Origin of the sequence: Streptomyces sp. NPDC021093 (assembly GCF_044333135.1) — a bacterium.
Classification (GTDB): domain Bacteria; phylum Actinomycetota; class Actinomycetes; order Streptomycetales; family Streptomycetaceae; genus Streptomyces.
Genome location: NZ_JBIRQJ010000011.1, coordinates 1 through 16420 on the forward strand (window position 1 = coordinate 1; position 16420 = coordinate 16420).

Genomic DNA, 16420 nt, shown 5'->3' on the forward strand with positions numbered 1-16420 from the left:
GCCCGGTTACATTCCGAACCCGGAAGCTAAGCCTTTCCGCGCCGATGGTACTGCAGGGGGGACCCTGTGGGAGAGTAGGACGCCGCCGAACAATCTTTCAAAAGGACCCTTGGTCCCAGCGTTCATGCTGGGACCAAGGGTCCTTTTTGTTTTTCTGCCCGAAGCGCGTCGGATGGCCGACTGCGCGAGAATGACTGCGTTGCCCGAAGACTAGGAGTCACCCATGTCCACCAACTCTCCTGACGATCGTCCGGAGCGCGAGCCGCGTCACCGTGACAGCGGTGACCGGGGCGGATACCGCGGTGGTCGTGACAACGACCGCGGACCTCGCCGTGACAACGACCGTGGTGGCTTCCGTCGCGACGACCGGCCCACCGGCGGCGACCGTGGTGGCTTCCGCCGTGACGACCGCCCCACCGGTGGTGACCGCCGTGACGACCGTGGCGGACGCCCGGCCGGCGGCGGTGGGGGCGGCTTCCGCCGCGATGACAACCGTGGTGGTGGCGGTGACCGTGGCGGGTTCCGCCGCGACGACCGTCCCTCTGGTGGCGACCGTGGTGGCTTCCGTGGGCGTGACGACCGTGGCGGTCGTCCCAGCGGTGGCGGTTTCGAGCGTCGTGACGACAACCGCGGCGGGGGTTTCCGTCGCGATGACCGCCCCAGCGGCGGCGACCGCCGTGACGACCGTGGTGGGTTCCGTCGGGACGACCGTCCCAGCAGCGGCCCGCGCCGTGACGACCGGCCCAGCGGGGACCGTGGCGGTTTCCGCCGCGACGACAACCGTGGTGGTGGCTTCCGTCGGGACGAGCGTTCCGGCGGAGGGTCCGAGCGTCGTGATGACCGCGGTGGTGACCGTGGTGGCTTCCGTCGTGACGACCGTGGTGGTCGTCCGGCCGGCGGTGGCTTCGAGCGGCGCGATGACAACCGTGGTGGCGGTGACCGTGGCGGGTTCCGCCGCGACGACCGTCCCTCTGGTGGCGACCGTGGTGGCTTCCGTGGGCGTGATGACCGTGGTGGTCGTCCCAGCGGTGGCGGTTTCGAGCGTCGTGACGACCGGCGTGATGACCGCGGTGGTGACCGTGGTGGGTTCCGTGGGCGTGATGACCGTGGTGGTCGTCCCAGCGGTGGTGGCTTCGAGCGTCGTGACGACAACCGCAGCGGCGGGTTCCGTCGGGACGACCGGCCGACCGGTGGCGACCGTGGCGGCTTCCGTCGCGACGAGCGCCCGAGCGGTGACCGTGGTGGGTTCGAGCGTCGTGACGACCGGCGTGATGACCGCGGCGGCGACCGTGGTGGCTTCCGTGGGCGTGACGACCGTGGTGGTCGTCCCAGCGGTGGTGGCTTCGAGCGGCGCGATGACAACCGTGGCGGGGGCTTCCGTCGGGACGACCGTCCCAGCAGCGGGCCGCGTCGGGACGACCGGCCGAGCGGTGACCGCGGTGGGTTCCGTCGCGATGACCGGCCCTCCGGTGGCGACCGTGGCGGCTTCCGCCGCGACGACCGGCCGAGCGGTGACCGGGGCGGCGACCGCGGGGGCTTCCGTGGGCGTGACGACCGGGGCGGTGACCGTGGTGGCTTCCGTGGCTCGCGTGACGAGCGGGGTGGCGACCGTGGCGGGTTCCGCGGGCGGGACGACCGTGACCGGGAGCCGATCAAGCGGCTGCCGATTCCGGACGACGTCACGGGCCACGAGATCGACCCGGACGTGCGCCAGGAGCTGATGAGCCTGCCGAAGACGCTGGCCGAGGACGTCGCCAGGAACCTGGTGATGGTGGCCAAGCTGATCGACGACGAGCCCGAGGAGGCGTACGAGTACTCGCGCATCGCGCTGCGGCTCGCCTCGCGGGTGGCTGCCGTGCGCGAGGCCGCCGGTTTCGCCGCGTACGCGACCCAGCGGTACACCGAGGCGCTCGCCGAGTTCCGCGCGACGCGTCGGATGACCGGCACCGTCGAGCTGTGGCCCGTCATGGCGGACTGCGAGCGTGGCCTTGGCCGACCCGAGCGGGCGATGGCCATGGCCGGTGAGCCCGAGGTGCAGAAGCTGGACAAGGCCGGTCAGGTCGAGATGCGGCTGGTCGCGGCCGGTGCGCGGCGTGACATGGGGCAGATCGACGCGGCCATCGTGACGCTGCAGGGTCCCGAGCTCGCGTCCAACTCCGTACAGCCCTGGACGGCTCGGCTGCGGTACGCGTACGCCGACGCTCTGCTGACGGCGGAGCGCAAGGACGAGGCACGCGAGTGGTTCGCCAAGGCGGTCGAGGCGGACAAGGACGGCAGCACGGACGCCTCCGACCGGCTCGCCGAGCTTGACGGTGTCGAGTTCGTCGACGCGCTCGTCGATGACGAGGGCGACGAGACCGAAGGGGTTTCTTCCGTGGAAGAGGTCCTGGTCGAGGAGTCCGCGGTCGTAGAGGTGGCTGAGGTCGGGAGCGAGGTCAAGGTCGAGGCTCCGGCTGAGGACAGGACCGCCGCCGCCGCTGACGTCGACGCCGAGGCTGAGGCCGAGGTTCCGGCTGAGGCCGACGCCGAGGTTCCGGTCGAGGCCGAGCGTGAGGCCGACAAGGGCTGAGTGTGCTGAAGAGGGCGGCACCCCGGGTTTCCGGGGTGCCGCCCTCTTTTGTTTGTCGGCGCCGTGCGCGGCAGGTCAGCCGACGTCGAGACTGCGCAGGACCAGGCCGGTGGCCGGTTTCGGGCCGAAGGACGTTGACTTGCGGGGCATCGTGACGCCCTGGCGGGCCAGGTCGCGGACTACTTCCTCGCGGACGGGGTGCATGAGGACGGCCGTGGCGTCGTGGCGTTCGGCCTGCTCGACGGCTGCTTCCGTGTCGTGGATGTACGCGATGTCCTCCGGGGCGTCCGGGACGTGCCAGACGTGGGCGAGAAGCGTCTCGTGCAGGACGGCCGCGTCGAGGGTGCGCCAGGCCTCCGGCCGGTCCCCGCGGACCGTACGGGAGAGCAGGTCCGGGTCCGGGCGGTCGAGGAGGTGGTACGCGCCGTCGCCGGCCAGCAGGAAGGCGTTGCCGTCGGCGGCTGCCTCGGCGAGTGCGGCGAGGGCCTCGGCGAGAGGCGTGTCCAGGCGTCGTATGCGGAAGGAGTCGCCCACCGCGGCGAGGGCTTCGGAGACGGGCAGGCGGTGCAGCAGCCGGTGGATCGCGCGGACCTGGAGGGGGTAGTGGGCGGTGTCGACGAGGAGGACCAGACCGTAGTCCCAGGGGCTGGGGCCGCCGGTGTGCTCCTCTTTGAGGCGCAGGTACGTCGCCCAGCGGTGGTGGCCGTCGGCGATGAGGGCCTGGTGGTGGGAGAGGTCTGTGGTGACGGTGGCGACCTCGGCCGGGTCGGTGATCGACCACAGGCGGTGGTGGAAGCCGTCCTCGGTGGTGGTGGAGAGGAGAGGGGGGCGAGCGGCGGTGCGGTCGATGGTGTCCGCGGTGCCGGAGGCGCCGGGGCCGCTGCGGTAGGTGAGGAGGAGGGGCTCCAGATTGGCGGCGGTGGCGCGCATCAGAGCGGCCCGGTCCTCGACGACGTGCGGCATGACGTCCTCGTGGGGGAGGACGACGCCCTCTCCGGGGGAGGACAGGGCGAGCGCGCCGATGATGCCGCGCTGGAGGAGACCGTCGCGGGACTGCTCGTACAGGTAGAGGGCCGGTTCGCTGTCGGGGGCGAGGATGCCTTCGGCGAGCCAGCTGCGGAGGGTCTCCGCGGCCTGCTGGTGGCGGGCCGGTGCGGTGTCGGCCTGCGGAAGGATCAGCCGGACGATGTTGTGCGGATCCGCGGACTCCAGATGCAGCAGGCCGTCCGGGCGGACCACGACGTCGTACGGCGGAGAAGTCACGGCGGCCAGGCTGCCGATCTCTTCCGGGACATAGCGAAGTCCTCGCAGGGGGACCATTCGCAGGCCGTGGTCCCCGGGCAGCCCTGGTGTGCTCATTGGTGCATCGTAAGTCGGGTGGTGAGATGGGTGATGATCGGGGGAGAACCAGCGGACCGAGGAGCGGACCAGAATGAGCCACCAGCAGAGCAGGACCCGTCCGGGCAGCAGCGGGACCGCGCTGAACGAGGCCTACGACACGGCGCTGTTGGACCTCGACGGGGTGGTCTACGCGGGTGGTGAGGCCATCGCTCACGCGGCTGACGCACTGGGTGTGGCGCGGGACGGCGGGATGCGTCTCGCGTACGTGACCAACAACGCGCTGCGGACGCCGGACGCGGTGGCCGCTCATCTGACGGAGCTCGGAGTGCCCGCGGAGGCGTCCGACGTCGTCACGTCCGCGCAGGCCGTGGCCCGTCTGATTGCCGATCAGGTCCCGGACGGCTCAAGGGTGTTGGTGATCGGCGGGGAAGGGCTGAAGGTCGCGCTGCGGGAGCGGGGGCTGGTGCCGGTGGATTCCGCTGACGACTCGCCCGTGGCGGTGGCGCAGGGGTACGGCGGTCCGGATCTGGCGTGGAGCCGGTTCGCGGAGGCTTCGTACGCGATCCGCCGGGGTGTGCCGTGGTTCGCGTCGAACACGGACCTGACGATTCCGAGTGATCGGGGGATCGCGCCGGGGAACGGTGCCGCGGTGGAGGTCGTACGGATCGCCACGGGTGCTGAGCCGCAGGTGGCCGGCAAGCCGTTGCCGCCGATGCACCGGGAGACGATCCTGCGGACCGGCGCGAAGCGGGGGTTGGTCGTCGGGGACCGGCTGGACACGGACATCGAGGGGGCGAACGCGGGGGGCGTCGACTCGCTGCTGGTGCTGACCGGGGTGACGGACGCGGCCCAGCTGCTGGCGGCGGAGGCGAAGTACCGGCCGACGTATGTGGACGCGGATCTGCGGGGGTTGCTGAGGGGGCAGCCGGAAGTGGCGCAGGGGGACGGGGTGTTCACCTGTGGTGGGTGGAGTGCTTCGGTGCGTGGGGATGCGCTTGTGGTGGAGGGGGAGGGCGAACCGATGGACGCACTGCGGGCGTTGTGCGCGGTGGCGTGGACCGGGGCGGGGGGCGGGGCTTGTGGGTTGGAGGTCGGGGAGGCGTTGAAGGTGGCGGGGTTGGAGTAGGGCGGGAGTGGTTCTTCGGTGCAGGGGGGATTGTTCGGGGTGGGGTGGGGTGGCGTGCGGTCGCGAGGGCGTGCGGTCGGGGGAGGGGGCGCTCCGCGTGGGGCCGCCCCCTTGCCCACCCGTTCCGCCCCCGGGGGCGGCCCCGCTGCCCAAGGGGGCGGCGGGGGGCTTAGGGGGAGGGGAGGGTAGGCTAGCCTTACTTGGGTGTTGGTTGACAGGCCCCCTGAACAGAGCGTGGAGCTCGGCTCCGCTCCGTCCGCTTCCCGTACCGTCCGGCAGCGGAATGTCGTGCGCGCCGTCGGGCTGCTCGTTTCCCTCGGCGTCCTGGTGCTGGTGGTGCTTGCGAGCATCGCCGTCGGCGCCAAGGTGATCCCGCTCGGCGACGTGTGGCACGGCCTCGTGGACCACTCCGGTACCGGTGACGACGTGATCGTCAGGGAGGTGCGGATTCCGCGCACGATCCTCGGCGTGCTCGTCGGCGCCGCGCTCGGCACGGCCGGTGCGGTGATGCAGGGGCTGACCCGTAACCCGCTGGCCGAGCCGGGGATCCTGGGCGTGAACGCGGGAGCTTCGGCGGCCGTGGTGTCCGCGATCAGTTTTCTCGGTGTGACGTCTTTGACCGGGTACGTGTGGTTCGCGTTCCTCGGTGCGGGGGCGGTGTCCGCGCTGGTCTACGTCCTCGGGGGCAGCCGTGGGGCGACGCCCGTGCGGCTCGCGCTCGCTGGGACCGCCGCCACCGCCGCCCTCTTCGGCTACGTCAACGCCGTACAGCTGCTGGACTCGGCGGCCCTGGAGCGGCTGCGGTTCTGGACCGTGGGCTCCCTCGCGTCGGCGGACATGTCCGTCGTGGGGAAGGTGTGGCCGTTCATCGTGGCCGGGCTCGTGCTGGCGGTGTCGATCGCACGGCCGCTGAACGCGATGGAGATGGGTGAGGACAGCGCGCGCTCGCTGGGCGTGCACCTGACCCGTACGCGCGTGCTGGCCATGGTCGCCGTGACGCTGCTGTGCGGCGCCGCGACCGCCGCGTGCGGGCCGATCGTCTTCATCGGGCTGATGGTGCCGCACCTCGTACGGGCCATCACCGGGCCGGACATGCGGTGGATCCTGCCGTACGCGGCCGTGCTCGCGCCCGTACTCCTGCTGGGCTCCGACGTGGTGGGCCGGGTCGTGGCGCGCCCGTCGGAGCTTCAGGTGGGGATCGTGACCGCGCTGATCGGCGGACCCGTCTTCATCCACCTCGTACGCCGTCGGAGGATGGGGCAGCTGTGAGCACCGTGGAACGGACCAAGGTCAGGCGGGAACGGTCCAGGAAGCCCGCGGCGATACGTTTCGGCAGCGGGCTGTCGATGCGGTTCCACGCACGCGCGGTCGGGGCGGCGCTCGCGATCGGCGTGGTGGCGCTCGCGGTCGCCGTCCTGCTGGTCCTCGTGGGCAGCGGAGACTTCCCGATGACGCCGGGCGACGTCGTGCAGACGCTGCTCGGGAACGGCGCGATGGCCCAGGAGTTCATCGTCATCGACCTGCGGCTGCCTCGGGTGCTGACCGCACTGCTGGTCGGGACGGCGCTCGGACTGTCCGGGGCGATCTTCCAGTCGATCTCCAGGAACCCGCTGGGCAGCCCCGACGTGCTCGGCTTCGGCCAGGGTGCGACGGTCGGGGCGCTCGTGGTCATCGTGCTGTTCCAGGGGGACAGCTGGGCCGTGGCCGGCGGAGCGCTGGTCGGCTGTCTGCTGACGGGCGTACTCGTGTACCTGCTCGCGTGGAAGCGGGGAGTGCACGGCTACCGGCTGGTGCTCGTCGGCATCGGCGCGGCCGCCATGCTGACCGCCGTCATGCAGTACCTGCTGACCAAGGCCAACCTGATGGACGCCACCCGGGCGGTGCTGTGGATCACCGGCACGCTGGACGGGCGCGGCTGGGAGCAGGTCGTACCACTGGCCGTCGCCTGCCTCGTACTGATTCCGCTGGTGCTCGGGCACGGGCGGGCGCTGCGGATGATGGAGATGGGCGACGACTCGGCGTACGCGCTGGGCGTGCCCGTGGAGCGGGCGAGGATCGTGCTGATCCTCTGCGCCGTGCTGCTCATGGGCGTGGCCACGTCGGCGGCAGGACCCATCACCTTCGTGGCGCTGAGCGCACCGCAGCTCGCGCGGCGGCTGACCGGGGCGCCGGGGCCGAACCTGGTGCCTTCCGCGCTGATGGGTGCGGGGCTGCTGGTGGTCGCGGACTGGGTGGCCCAGTCGGCGTTCGGCGAGCGGCAGTTGCCGGTGGGTGTGGTGACCGGAGTGGTCGGCGGCTGCTATCTGCTGTGGCTGCTGGTGACCGAGCGCAAGGCGGGGCGGATATGACGCGGGCCGGCAGGGATATGACGCGGGCCGGGACGGATACGACGCGGGCCGGCAGGGATGTGACACGGGCCGGGACCGACATGACGCCCGGCAGTGCGGACACGAGCGGGAACAACCAGAGGAGTACGACGTCCATGCAGCGCCTCGTCACGGAATCGGTGACCCTCGGCTACGACGAGCGGGTCATCGCCGAGGACCTCTCGGTCGAGATCCCGGACCACTCCTTCACGGTCATCGTCGGCCCCAACGCCTGCGGCAAGTCGACGCTGCTGCGCGCCCTGTCGCGGATGCTGAAGCCGTCACAGGGACGGGTGCTGCTCGACGGGCAGGCCATCGGATCGATACCTGCGAAGAAGGTCGCCAGGACGCTCGGGCTGCTGCCCCAGTCGTCGGTGGCGCCCGACGGCATCACCGTCGCCGACCTCGTGGCCCGTGGCCGCTACCCGCACCAGGGGCTGCTGCGGCAGTGGTCGCCCGAGGACGAACGGATTGTCGACGAGTCGATGGCAGCCACGGGTGTCGCCGAACTCGCCGAGCGGTACGTGGACGAGCTGTCCGGCGGTCAGCGCCAGCGGGTGTGGATCGCGATGGCGCTCGCCCAGCAGACGCCGCTGCTGCTCCTTGACGAGCCGACCACCTTCCTCGACATCCAGCACCAGATCGACGTGCTCGACCTGTGCGCGGAGCTGCACGAGACGCAGGGGCGCATGCTCGTCGCCGTACTGCACGACCTGAACCACGCGGCGCGGTACGCCACGCACCTGATCGCGATGCGGGACGGGAAGGTCGTCGCCGAGGGGGCGCCGTCGGACGTCGTCACGGCAGACCTGGTGGAGCGGGTCTTCGGGCTGAAGTGCCAGGTCATCGCGGACCCGGAGACGGGGACTCCGCTGGTGGTCCCGGCGGCGCGGAAGGCCCGTGCGGCAGAGTCCCCTTCTGCAGCGGCCCCTTCTGCGGACGCCCCTCCTGCGGTGGCCGCTCCTGCGGACGCTGTGGCTAAAGCAGCTTCCTGAGGTGCAGGAGGTCGCGGAAACCGGCCTCCAGCTTCACCCGGCCCGTGGCCCAGGACTTCGCGAAGTTCAGTTCGCCGTCGACCATCGCGACCAGGTCGTCGCCGGTCATCGCGAGGCGGATCTGCGCGCGCTCGCGGGGCGGGCCGGGCCAGCTGTCCTCGACGTCGATCCGGCCGTCCGAGAAGCGGCCCGTAAAGGTCTGGTCGAGGTCGGTCAGGTGACAGCTGAGCGAGCGGTCGAACGAGGCGACGCTGCGCACGCCCGCGTTGTCGGACCCGCTGAGGTTGTCCGAGAGCTTGTCGAGTGCGGCGCGGCACTCCTCCATGGTCGCCATCACCGCCGACCGTACCTCAGGCCGCGCGGCGGGGCTTCGGGGTAGCGTCGTGACCATGGACGCAGAGGACACAGGTGCTGCCGTCGCCGCGGACGGCGAGGCAGCAGGGCCTGGAGGGCAGGCCGGGCCGGGCGGGCCGGGCGAGGCCGAAGGCATGGTGGCGTACGACCCGGCCGCCCCGGCGCCGCTCGGGGTCGTACGCGGCGCGACGGGGAACGCCGAGGTGGACGCCCGGCTGGAGCGTCTTTCGGACGTCGACCACCTCACGGCGGACGGACACATCGAGGTGTACGAGGATGTACACCGGGGGCTGCGCGAGACGCTGACCGCACTCGACGCACGCCCGGGACCTCCGGCGCCCCCCGCTTCCCCGTACGACATCAGGAGCTGAACGAGAGTGGCAGGAGTGGCACGCCGCCGCCTGGATGCCGAGCTGGTCCGCCGGAAGCTCGCCCGCTCGCGGGAGCACGCGAGCCAGCTGATCGCCGCCGGGCGGGTCAAGGTCGGCGGGGCGGTGGCGAGCAAGGCCGCGACGCAGGTCGAGACGGCCGCGGCCGTGGTGGTGCTCCAGGACGACGACGACCCCGACTACGTCTCGCGCGGCGGGCACAAGCTGGCCGGGGCGCTGGCCGCCTTCACCCCGCTGGGGCTGAAGGTCGAGGGGCGGCGGGCGCTGGACGCGGGCGCCTCCACCGGCGGGTTCACGGACGTACTGCTGCGGGCGGGCGTTGGGCACGTGGTCGCGGTGGACGTCGGGTACGGGCAGCTGGCGTGGTCGCTGCAGTCGGACGACCGGGTCACCGTCAAGGACCGTACGAACGTGCGCGAGATGACCCTGGAGATGATCGACGGGGTGCCGGTCGACGTGGTGGTGGGTGATCTGTCGTTCATTCCGCTGGGTCTCGTGCTGCCCGCGCTGGCGCGCTGTGCGGCGCCGGACGCCGACCTGGTGCTGATGGTGAAGCCGCAGTTCGAGGTGGGCAAGGAGCGGCTCGGCAGCGGGGGAGTGGTGCGCAGCCCGGAGCTGCGGGCCGACGCCGTACGGAACGTGGCCCGGCAGGCGTGGGGGCTCGGCCTCGGCGTGCAGGGTGTGACGGCCAGTCCGCTGCCCGGTCCTTCCGGGAATGTCGAGTACTTTCTGTGGCTGAGGGCCGGTGCTCCTGAGCTCGACCCGGCGGATGTTGACCGTGCAGTGGCGGAGGGGCCTCGGTGACCGGAACAGCGACGACCAGTGCGGGGACGACCGCGACAGGGACGACCGGATCGGGGACGACCGGATCGGGGACGACCGGAACGTCGGGTGCGACGGAAGCGGCGCGGGTGCTCGAACCGGCCGCGGAACGCACCGTGTTCCTGCTCGCGCACACCGGGCGGCCCGCGGCGATCCGCAGCGCCGAACTGGTTGTCGAGGGGCTGCTCAAGAGTGGTCTCGGCGTACGTCTGCTGGAGTCGGAGGCGGTCGATCTGCCGCTGCCGTCGTCCGTGGAGACGGTCGTCGAGGCGACCCCCGACGTGCTCGACGGCTGTGAGCTGCTGATCGTGCTGGGCGGCGACGGTACGTTGCTGCGCGGTGCGGAGATCGCCCGTGCGTCCGGGGTGCCGATGCTCGGCGTCAACCTCGGCCGGGTCGGCTTCCTCGCCGAGGCCGAGCGCGACGACCTGGACAAGGTCGTGGACCGGGTCGTCACGCGGGCGTACGAGGTCGAGGAGCGGATGACGCTCGACGTCCTCGTGCACAACAACGGGAACGTCGTCCACCGGGACTGGGCGCTCAACGAGGCCGCCGTCCAGAAGGTCTCGCCCGAGCGGATGCTCGAAGTCGTCCTGGAGATCGACGGGCGTCCGGTCACCGGCTTCGGCTGCGACGGCATCGTGTGCGCGACGCCGACCGGCTCCACCGCGTACGCCTTCTCGGCCGGCGGGCCCGTGGTCTGGCCCGAGGTGGAGGCGCTGCTGATGGTGCCGATCAGTGCGCACGCCCTGTTCGCGAAGCCGCTCGTGACGTCGCCGAACTCGGTGCTCGCCGTCGAGGTCCAGCCGCACACCCCTCACGGGGTGCTGTGGTGCGACGGGCGGCGGACCGTCGAACTGCCTTCGGGGGCACGGGTGGAGGTCAGGCGGGGGGCCGTGCCCGTACGGCTGGCGCGGCTGCACCACGCGTCGTTCACCGACCGGCTGGTCGCCAAGTTCGCGCTGCCGGTGGCGGGTTGGCGCGGCGCGCCGCACTGACCCGTCCCCCGGCCCATGCCCCGTTACGCCGTCGCGCCGAGCACGGTGACCGCGCGACGGCGCAGCGCCGAGCGGACCGGCAGCCCGGTGGCCAGTACGGCCAGCAGCACGGTGGCGCCGACGACGGCCACCAGGACCGGCCACGGCAGGTACGGAACGGGCGAGCCGAAGGCCTGGGCGAGCATCGGGGCCATCGTGGCCAGGGATATCAGCCCGCCCAGGACCAGCGCCGTCCCCGCCACGATCACCGCCTCCCAGCGGGCCATCGCCCGAATCTGGCCCGGCAGGGTGCCGACGACCCGCAGCAGGGCGATCTCCCGGCGGCGCTCGAAGGAGATCATCGCGAGGGTGTTCGCCGCGGCGATGGCGGCGAAGCCCGCGTACAGCCCCGTGCCGACGTAGTCGAGCCAGATCTCGCCCGCGGAGCCCGCACTGCCCACGTGGTGCTCGGCCGTCGTCCGCATGCCGATCTTGGTGAGGCCGAAGCCGGTCATCAGGACGAGCGGGACCACGGCGGCGGCGAACCGGCGCGGCTGTGCGCGCACATTGAGCATCGCCAGCCGTGCGCTGCCACCGAGCCGCCGGACGGGCGCGGACACCAGCCGTGCCGCCGGACCCACGATCCGCGGTCCCAGCAGCCCCACCCCGACGCAGAACAGCAGCAGGACCAGGAACGACGCCTGCCCGGCCTTGTCGGACTCCGCCCTCGTCAGCAGTACGGAGAGCACGGAGCCGCCCACCACCGCGACCAGCCCCAGCACGGTCCGCAACCACCCGAGGCCCCTGCGGCCCGCCACGGACTCGCCCAGCGCCCGCGCGGGGCGGAGCAGCGAGAACCGGACGGAGGAGAGGAGAGCGGCCGCCGCCGAGGTCACCACGGCCACGCCCAGGCAGACCGGCAGCGCGACCCAGCTGAAGCGCAGCACCGTCCCGCCTGGTATCAGCCCGTACGCCTGCATCCCGGCGAACCAGGGGCGGGCAAGGAGCGCCCCCAGCGCGCATCCGGCCAGCGCCGCGGGGACGGCCGCCGCCACCGCCTGCACGACGACCGCGCGGCGCACCTGACGCGGGCGGGCGCCGATCGTACGGACCAGGGCGAGCTCCCGGTGCTGCTGGGCCACGGCCGTGCCCATCGTCGACGCCACCACGAAAATCGACATGTAGATGGATCCGATCAACAGGACGACCGCCATGTCACCCACCTCGACGGAAACTCCCCCGGCGCCCGTCACCGACCGCATCGTCGTCGCCGCGCTCACCACCGTCGCCGCGAAGAGCGCCGCCACCGTCGTGCCCGCGAAGGCCGGGCGGTGGCCGCGAAGTGCGGATCGTGCGAGTCCTGTTCCCATGGGTCAAGACTGGCCGGGCGGGGCAGGTGCGCACCATGAAGCAGGCTTCAGATTTCAAGGTGGGGTTTTCCGCAGGGTCCGGGTGGCCCGACGGGGCGGCGCCGGGCGGGGGCCGTCGCACACCGGGCTCAGGACCTCGTAAGGTCGTGTCCGTGTTGGAGGAGATGCGGATACGGTCGCTCGGAGTCATCGACGACGCTGTCGTCGAGCTGTCACCCGGTTTCACGGCGGTGACCGGCGAGACCGGAGCGGGCAAGACCATGGTCGTCACCAGTCTCGGGCTGCTGCTCGGAGGCCGGGCCGACCCTGCCCTGGTACGGCTCGGGGCCAAGGCGGCAGTGGTGGAGGGGCGGCTCACGATGCGCCCCGGCGACCCCGCCGCCGTACGGGCCGAGGAGGCGGGCGCGGAACTCGACGACGGAACGCTGCTCGTCAGCAGGACGGTTTCTGCCGAGGGGCGTTCGCGCGCCCACCTCGGCGGTCGGTCGGTCCCGGTGGGGCTGCTCGCCGAACTGGCCGACGACCTCGTGGCCGTGCACGGGCAGACCGACCAGCAGGGGCTGCTGCGGCCGTCCCGGCAGCGCAAGGCCCTCGACCGGTACGCGGGCGACGCCGTCGCCGTGCCGCACGCCAAGTACGCGACCGCCTACCGCCGCCTCAAAGCCGTCTCGGCCGAGCTCGACGAGATCACCACGCGGGCCCGCGAGCGCGCCCAGGAAGCCGATCTGCTGCGCTTCGGCCTGGAGGAGATCGCCGCCGTCGAACCCCTGGAGGGGGAGGACACCGAGCTCGCCGCCGAGGCCGAACGGCTCGGGCACGCCGAGTCGCTGGCCTCCGCCGCGGCCCTCGCGCACGCCGCGCTGGCGGGCAACCCCGAGGACCCCGAGGGCGTCGACGCGAACACCCTGGTCGCCGGCGCCCAGCGGGCGGTCGACGCCGTGCGCTCGCACGACCCGGCACTGGCGGCCCTCGCCGAGCGCATCGGCGAGATCGGCATCCTGCTCGGCGACGTGGCGGGCGAGCTCGCCGGATACGCCGACAACCTGGACGCCGACCCGCTGCGGCTCTCCGAGGTCGAGGAGCGCCGGGCCGCGCTCACCCAGCTCACCCGCAAGTACGGTTCGGACATCGACGCCGTGCTCGCCTGGGCCCAGGAGGGCGCGGCCCGCCTCACCGAGCTGGACGGCGACGACGACCGGCTCGGCGAGCTGACGGCCGAGCGCGACGTCCTGCGCGGTGAACTCTCCACCCTGGCCCAGGTGTTGACCGACGCCCGTACGGAGGCCGCGGCACGGTTCGCCGACGCGGTGACCGCCGAACTGGCCTCCCTCGCCATGCCGCACGCCCGCGTGACGATCGACATCCGGCAGACCGAGGACCCCGAGCGGGGCATCGAGGTCGGCGGCCGCCTCGTCACGTACGGCTCCTCGGGCGCCGACGAGGTCGAGCTGCTGCTCGCCCCGCACCCCGGCGCGCACCCGCGGCCGATCGGCAAGGGTGCCTCCGGCGGTGAGCTGTCGCGCGTGATGCTCGCCGTCGAGGTCGTCTTCGCCGGGTCCGACCCCGTTCCCACGTACCTCTTCGACGAGGTCGACGCGGGCGTCGGCGGCAAGGCGGCCGTCGAGGTCGGCAGGCGGCTCGCGAAGCTCGCGAAGTCGGCGCAGGTGGTCGTCGTGACGCACCTGCCGCAGGTGGCGGCGTTCGCGGACCGGCAGCTGCTGGTGGAGAAGACCCACGACGGTTCGGTGACCAGGAGCGGTGTCACCGTCCTGGAGGGCGAGGACCGGGTGCGCGAGCTGTCCCGGATGCTGGCCGGCCAGGAGGACTCCGAGACCGCCCGCGCACACGCGGAGGAACTGCTCGCGACGGCGCGTGCGGACGCGTAGGGAGAGGCGCATGAGTACAGGTCGCAGTGCGCTGCGTGGTCGGGTGTCCGGGATTTTGGGGGCAGTCGGGGCCACCCTGTGTGTACGGCAGGGGATGCGGCGGTGGCCGCCGGGTGAGGCGGCCCTGTGGGAGCGGAAGAACTTCGAGGGTGGGGTGGTCGACCTGTACGCGGGTCCGGCCACCGCTCTCGGTACCGCTGCCGCGGTCGTCGCCGCCCCGGCGCTGCCCGCGCGGGCGAGGGCGGCCACGGCGCTCGCCGTGCTCGCCGCCGGGGGCTGTGGGGCGTACGACGACATGGTGGGGCGGAACGACCCCAGGCGCGGTTTCCGCGCACACCTGGGCGCCCTGCGGCAGGGCGAGGTCACCAGCGGTGCGGTCAAGCTCCTGGGCATCGGCGCGGCAGGCCTCGTGGCGGGCTCGCTCCTCAAGGAGAACGCGGTCGACAAGGTGCTGGCGGGGGTGGTCGTCGCGGGCACCGCGCACTTCGTGAACCTGGTGGACGTACGGCCGGGCAGGGCGGTCGGGACGGTCCTCGCCCTCGGGGCTCCCGGCCTGCTGAAGGGCGGTGCGGCGGGAGTGCTCGCAGCCGCGCCGGTGGGAGCCGCCGCGGCCGTCCTGGACGACGACCTCAAGAGGCGCTCGATGCTCGGCGACACCGGGGCCCACGCGCTGGGCGCCGGACTCGGCGCGGCGATCGTCGCGGGCAACGGCCGGACCGGACTCGCCCTGCACGCCGCCGCGCTGGCCGTCGCGGCCGCGTACGGTGACCGGGTCAGCCGTGCGGCGGGAGCTTCCTGAACGGGCGATCACTCGTGCGGGTGGTAGCAGGCATGAAGTGACCGGGCCGGGGCACTTGTGGTGCCCCGGCAGGCCGGAGGACTGGCATCCTTGGCGCCGTAATGCGCACAAGTGCAGCAGAAGTTGCACCAGGAGCGCAGCGGAGACATCCACTCAGGAGCACCCACCACCGTGAGCAGCACCCCGCCCCCGTCGTACGGACAGTCGCCGCTCCGCGCCGTCCAGGTGCTCGGCGGCGGCAGCGCGGGCAGCAGCGCCCACGTCAGGTCGCTGACCGCGGGGCTCGTCGCGCGGGGCGTGCGGGTGACCGTGTGCGCCCCCGCCGAGCTGGAGCACACCTACGACTTCGCCGGGGTGGGCGCCGACGTGGTGACCGTCGCCCGGCGCAGCGACCCCGTCTCCGTCGCGGCTTTGCGGGCCGCCTGCGCGGGAGCGGACATCGTCCACGCGCACGGGCTGCACGCCGCCGTGCGCACCGCGTTCGCCGTGAGCGGGATGCCGGCCGGAGGGCGGTTCGCGGGGCGGCTCGGCGTCCGGTCCGCGGACCGGTCCGCAGGGCGTGTCCCGCTCGTCGTCACCTGGCACACCCGGACCCATGCCGAGGGAGCGCGCGGCCACGTCGTACGGCTGATGGAGCGCCGGGCCGCCCGGTCCGCCTCCGTGGTCCTCGGCACGTCGTCCGAGCTCGTCGACCGGGCGCGCAGCCGGGGTGCCCGCGACGCCCGCCTCGCACCCGTCACGATGCCCCCGCCCCGTCCGTCGGACGACTTCCACGAGAGCAAGGCCAGGGCCGAACTGGGCGCCGTGGCACGCCCGTTGCTCATGGCGGTCGGCAGCCTTGTCCCGTACCGGGGCTACGACGTCCTCCTGGACGCCTCCCGCGCCTGGCGCGACCTGGACCCCGCCCCGATGCTCGCCATCGCCGGAGAGGGCGGCGAGCGGGCCGCGCTCCAGCGCCGCATCGAGGCCGAGGACCTGCCGGTGCAGCTGCTCGGGCGGCGCGACGACGTCTCCGAGCTGCTCGCCGCCGCCGACGTCGCCGTTCTGCCCAGCCGGTGGGAGGCGCGCTCGGTGCTCGCCCAGGAGGCACTGCGTGCCGGGGTGCCGCTCGTCGCCACCGACGTCGGGGGGATCCCCGAACTGGTCGGTGACGCCGCCGAGTTCGTACCGTACGGAGACGCCGACGCCCTCGCGCGTACGGTCATCGGGCTGCTCGACGCCCCGGAGCGCCGCGCGGAGCTCGCCGGGGCGGGGCTGCGGCAGGCGGCCACCTGGCCGACGGAGGACGAGACGGTCGCCCAGGTGCTCAGCGTCTACGACGAGTTGACGGGGCAGGGATAGGAGCCGTCAGATTCCCGCGGGTGCGTTGTGGCCGGTCGCGCCCACGCGGCGGAGCCGCATGTCCCACACAGGCCCGCGCCCCAAT

Annotated in this window: 14 protein-coding genes, 1 rRNA gene and 1 pseudogene; 13 read left to right on the top strand and 3 right to left on the bottom strand. The window is 72.8% G+C overall.

The genetic code is table 11. From position 1 onward, the window contains the following. The 3 genes and pseudogenes from rrf to ACH4SP_RS31285 all read left to right on the top strand — a co-directional run. Window positions 1–91 (top strand): 5S ribosomal RNA (rrf, locus tag ACH4SP_RS31275); the annotation flags it as partial. A 240-nt stretch (window positions 92–331) separates the two neighbouring features. Next, window positions 332–1444, top strand: a pseudogene (locus ACH4SP_RS31280) (hypothetical protein); the annotation flags it as partial. Between the two features lie 261 nt (window positions 1445–1705). Continuing rightward, window positions 1706–2569 carry a hypothetical protein gene (locus tag ACH4SP_RS31285; RefSeq protein ID WP_398420277.1) on the top strand — a complete coding sequence of 288 codons (864 nt, stop codon included), beginning with the start codon at window positions 1706–1708 and terminating at the stop codon, window positions 2567–2569. A gap of 75 nt (window positions 2570–2644) precedes the next feature. On the opposite strand, the gene ACH4SP_RS31290 is transcribed toward ACH4SP_RS31285, so the two are convergent. Beyond that, window positions 2645–3928 (bottom strand): DUF1015 domain-containing protein, encoded by a 1284-nt coding sequence (locus tag ACH4SP_RS31290; protein WP_398419802.1) that lies wholly within the window; start codon window positions 3926–3928, stop codon window positions 2645–2647. Between the two features lie 73 nt (window positions 3929–4001). Here ACH4SP_RS31290 and ACH4SP_RS31295 point away from each other — a divergent pair, with 73 nt between their 5' ends. The 4 genes from ACH4SP_RS31295 (at window position 4002) to ACH4SP_RS31310 (ending at window position 8397) form a co-directional block, all read left to right on the top strand. Further along, window positions 4002–5036 (top strand): HAD-IIA family hydrolase, encoded by a 1035-nt coding sequence (locus ACH4SP_RS31295; RefSeq protein ID WP_398419803.1) that lies wholly within the window; start codon window positions 4002–4004, stop codon window positions 5034–5036. 204 nt (window positions 5037–5240) lie between these two features. After that, the gene (locus ACH4SP_RS31300) at window positions 5241–6305 is read left to right on the top strand and encodes a FecCD family ABC transporter permease (protein ID WP_398419804.1); all 1065 of its coding nucleotides are present in this window, start codon (window positions 5241–5243) and stop codon (window positions 6303–6305) included. Window positions 6306–6382: 77 nt separating this feature from the next. After that, entirely contained in the window at window positions 6383–7384 is a 1002-nt protein-coding gene (locus ACH4SP_RS31305) for a FecCD family ABC transporter permease (protein ID WP_398420279.1), read from the top strand. A gap of 134 nt (window positions 7385–7518) precedes the next feature. Further along, window positions 7519–8397, top strand: a complete 879-nt coding sequence (locus ACH4SP_RS31310; RefSeq protein WP_398419806.1) for an ABC transporter ATP-binding protein — start codon at window positions 7519–7521, stop codon at window positions 8395–8397. Here ACH4SP_RS31310 and ACH4SP_RS31315 read toward each other — a convergent pair. After that, window positions 8381–8731 (bottom strand): SCP2 sterol-binding domain-containing protein, encoded by a 351-nt coding sequence (locus ACH4SP_RS31315; protein WP_398419808.1) that lies wholly within the window; start codon window positions 8729–8731, stop codon window positions 8381–8383. The genes ACH4SP_RS31310 and ACH4SP_RS31315 overlap by 17 nt on opposite strands. Window positions 8732–8786: 55 nt before the next feature. Between ACH4SP_RS31315 and ACH4SP_RS31320 the strand changes: the two genes are divergently transcribed. The 3 genes from ACH4SP_RS31320 to ACH4SP_RS31330 all read left to right on the top strand — a co-directional run bounded on the left by ACH4SP_RS31320 (window position 8787) and on the right by ACH4SP_RS31330 (window position 10960). After that, window positions 8787–9122 carry a hypothetical protein gene (locus tag ACH4SP_RS31320; RefSeq protein ID WP_398419809.1) on the top strand — a complete coding sequence of 112 codons (336 nt, stop codon included), beginning with the start codon at window positions 8787–8789 and terminating at the stop codon, window positions 9120–9122. Between the two features lie 6 nt (window positions 9123–9128). Further along, complete coding sequence (locus ACH4SP_RS31325) at window positions 9129–9944, top strand: TlyA family RNA methyltransferase (RefSeq protein ID WP_398419810.1); 816 nt, start codon at window positions 9129–9131, stop codon at window positions 9942–9944. A gap of 107 nt (window positions 9945–10051) precedes the next feature. Then, complete coding sequence (locus ACH4SP_RS31330; protein WP_398420281.1) at window positions 10052–10960, top strand: NAD kinase; 909 nt, start codon at window positions 10052–10054, stop codon at window positions 10958–10960. 23 nt (window positions 10961–10983) lie between these two features. On the opposite strand, the gene ACH4SP_RS31335 is transcribed toward ACH4SP_RS31330, so the two are convergent. Further along, complete coding sequence (locus ACH4SP_RS31335) at window positions 10984–12309, bottom strand: FtsX-like permease family protein (protein WP_398419811.1); 1326 nt, start codon at window positions 12307–12309, stop codon at window positions 10984–10986. Window positions 12310–12455: 146 nt separating this feature from the next. Between ACH4SP_RS31335 and recN the strand changes: the two genes are divergently transcribed. From recN to ACH4SP_RS31350, 3 genes are all read left to right on the top strand, one after another. Next, window positions 12456–14195, top strand: coding sequence for a DNA repair protein RecN (gene recN / locus ACH4SP_RS31340; RefSeq protein WP_398419813.1), 1740 nt, complete (start codon window positions 12456–12458; stop codon window positions 14193–14195). 10 nt (window positions 14196–14205) lie between these two features. After that, complete coding sequence (locus ACH4SP_RS31345; RefSeq protein ID WP_398419814.1) at window positions 14206–14994, top strand: hypothetical protein; 789 nt, start codon at window positions 14206–14208, stop codon at window positions 14992–14994. A 171-nt stretch (window positions 14995–15165) separates the two neighbouring features. Continuing rightward, window positions 15166–16335, top strand: a complete 1170-nt coding sequence (locus tag ACH4SP_RS31350; protein ID WP_398419817.1) for a glycosyltransferase family 4 protein — start codon at window positions 15166–15168, stop codon at window positions 16333–16335. Window positions 16336–16420 lie beyond the last annotated feature (85 nt).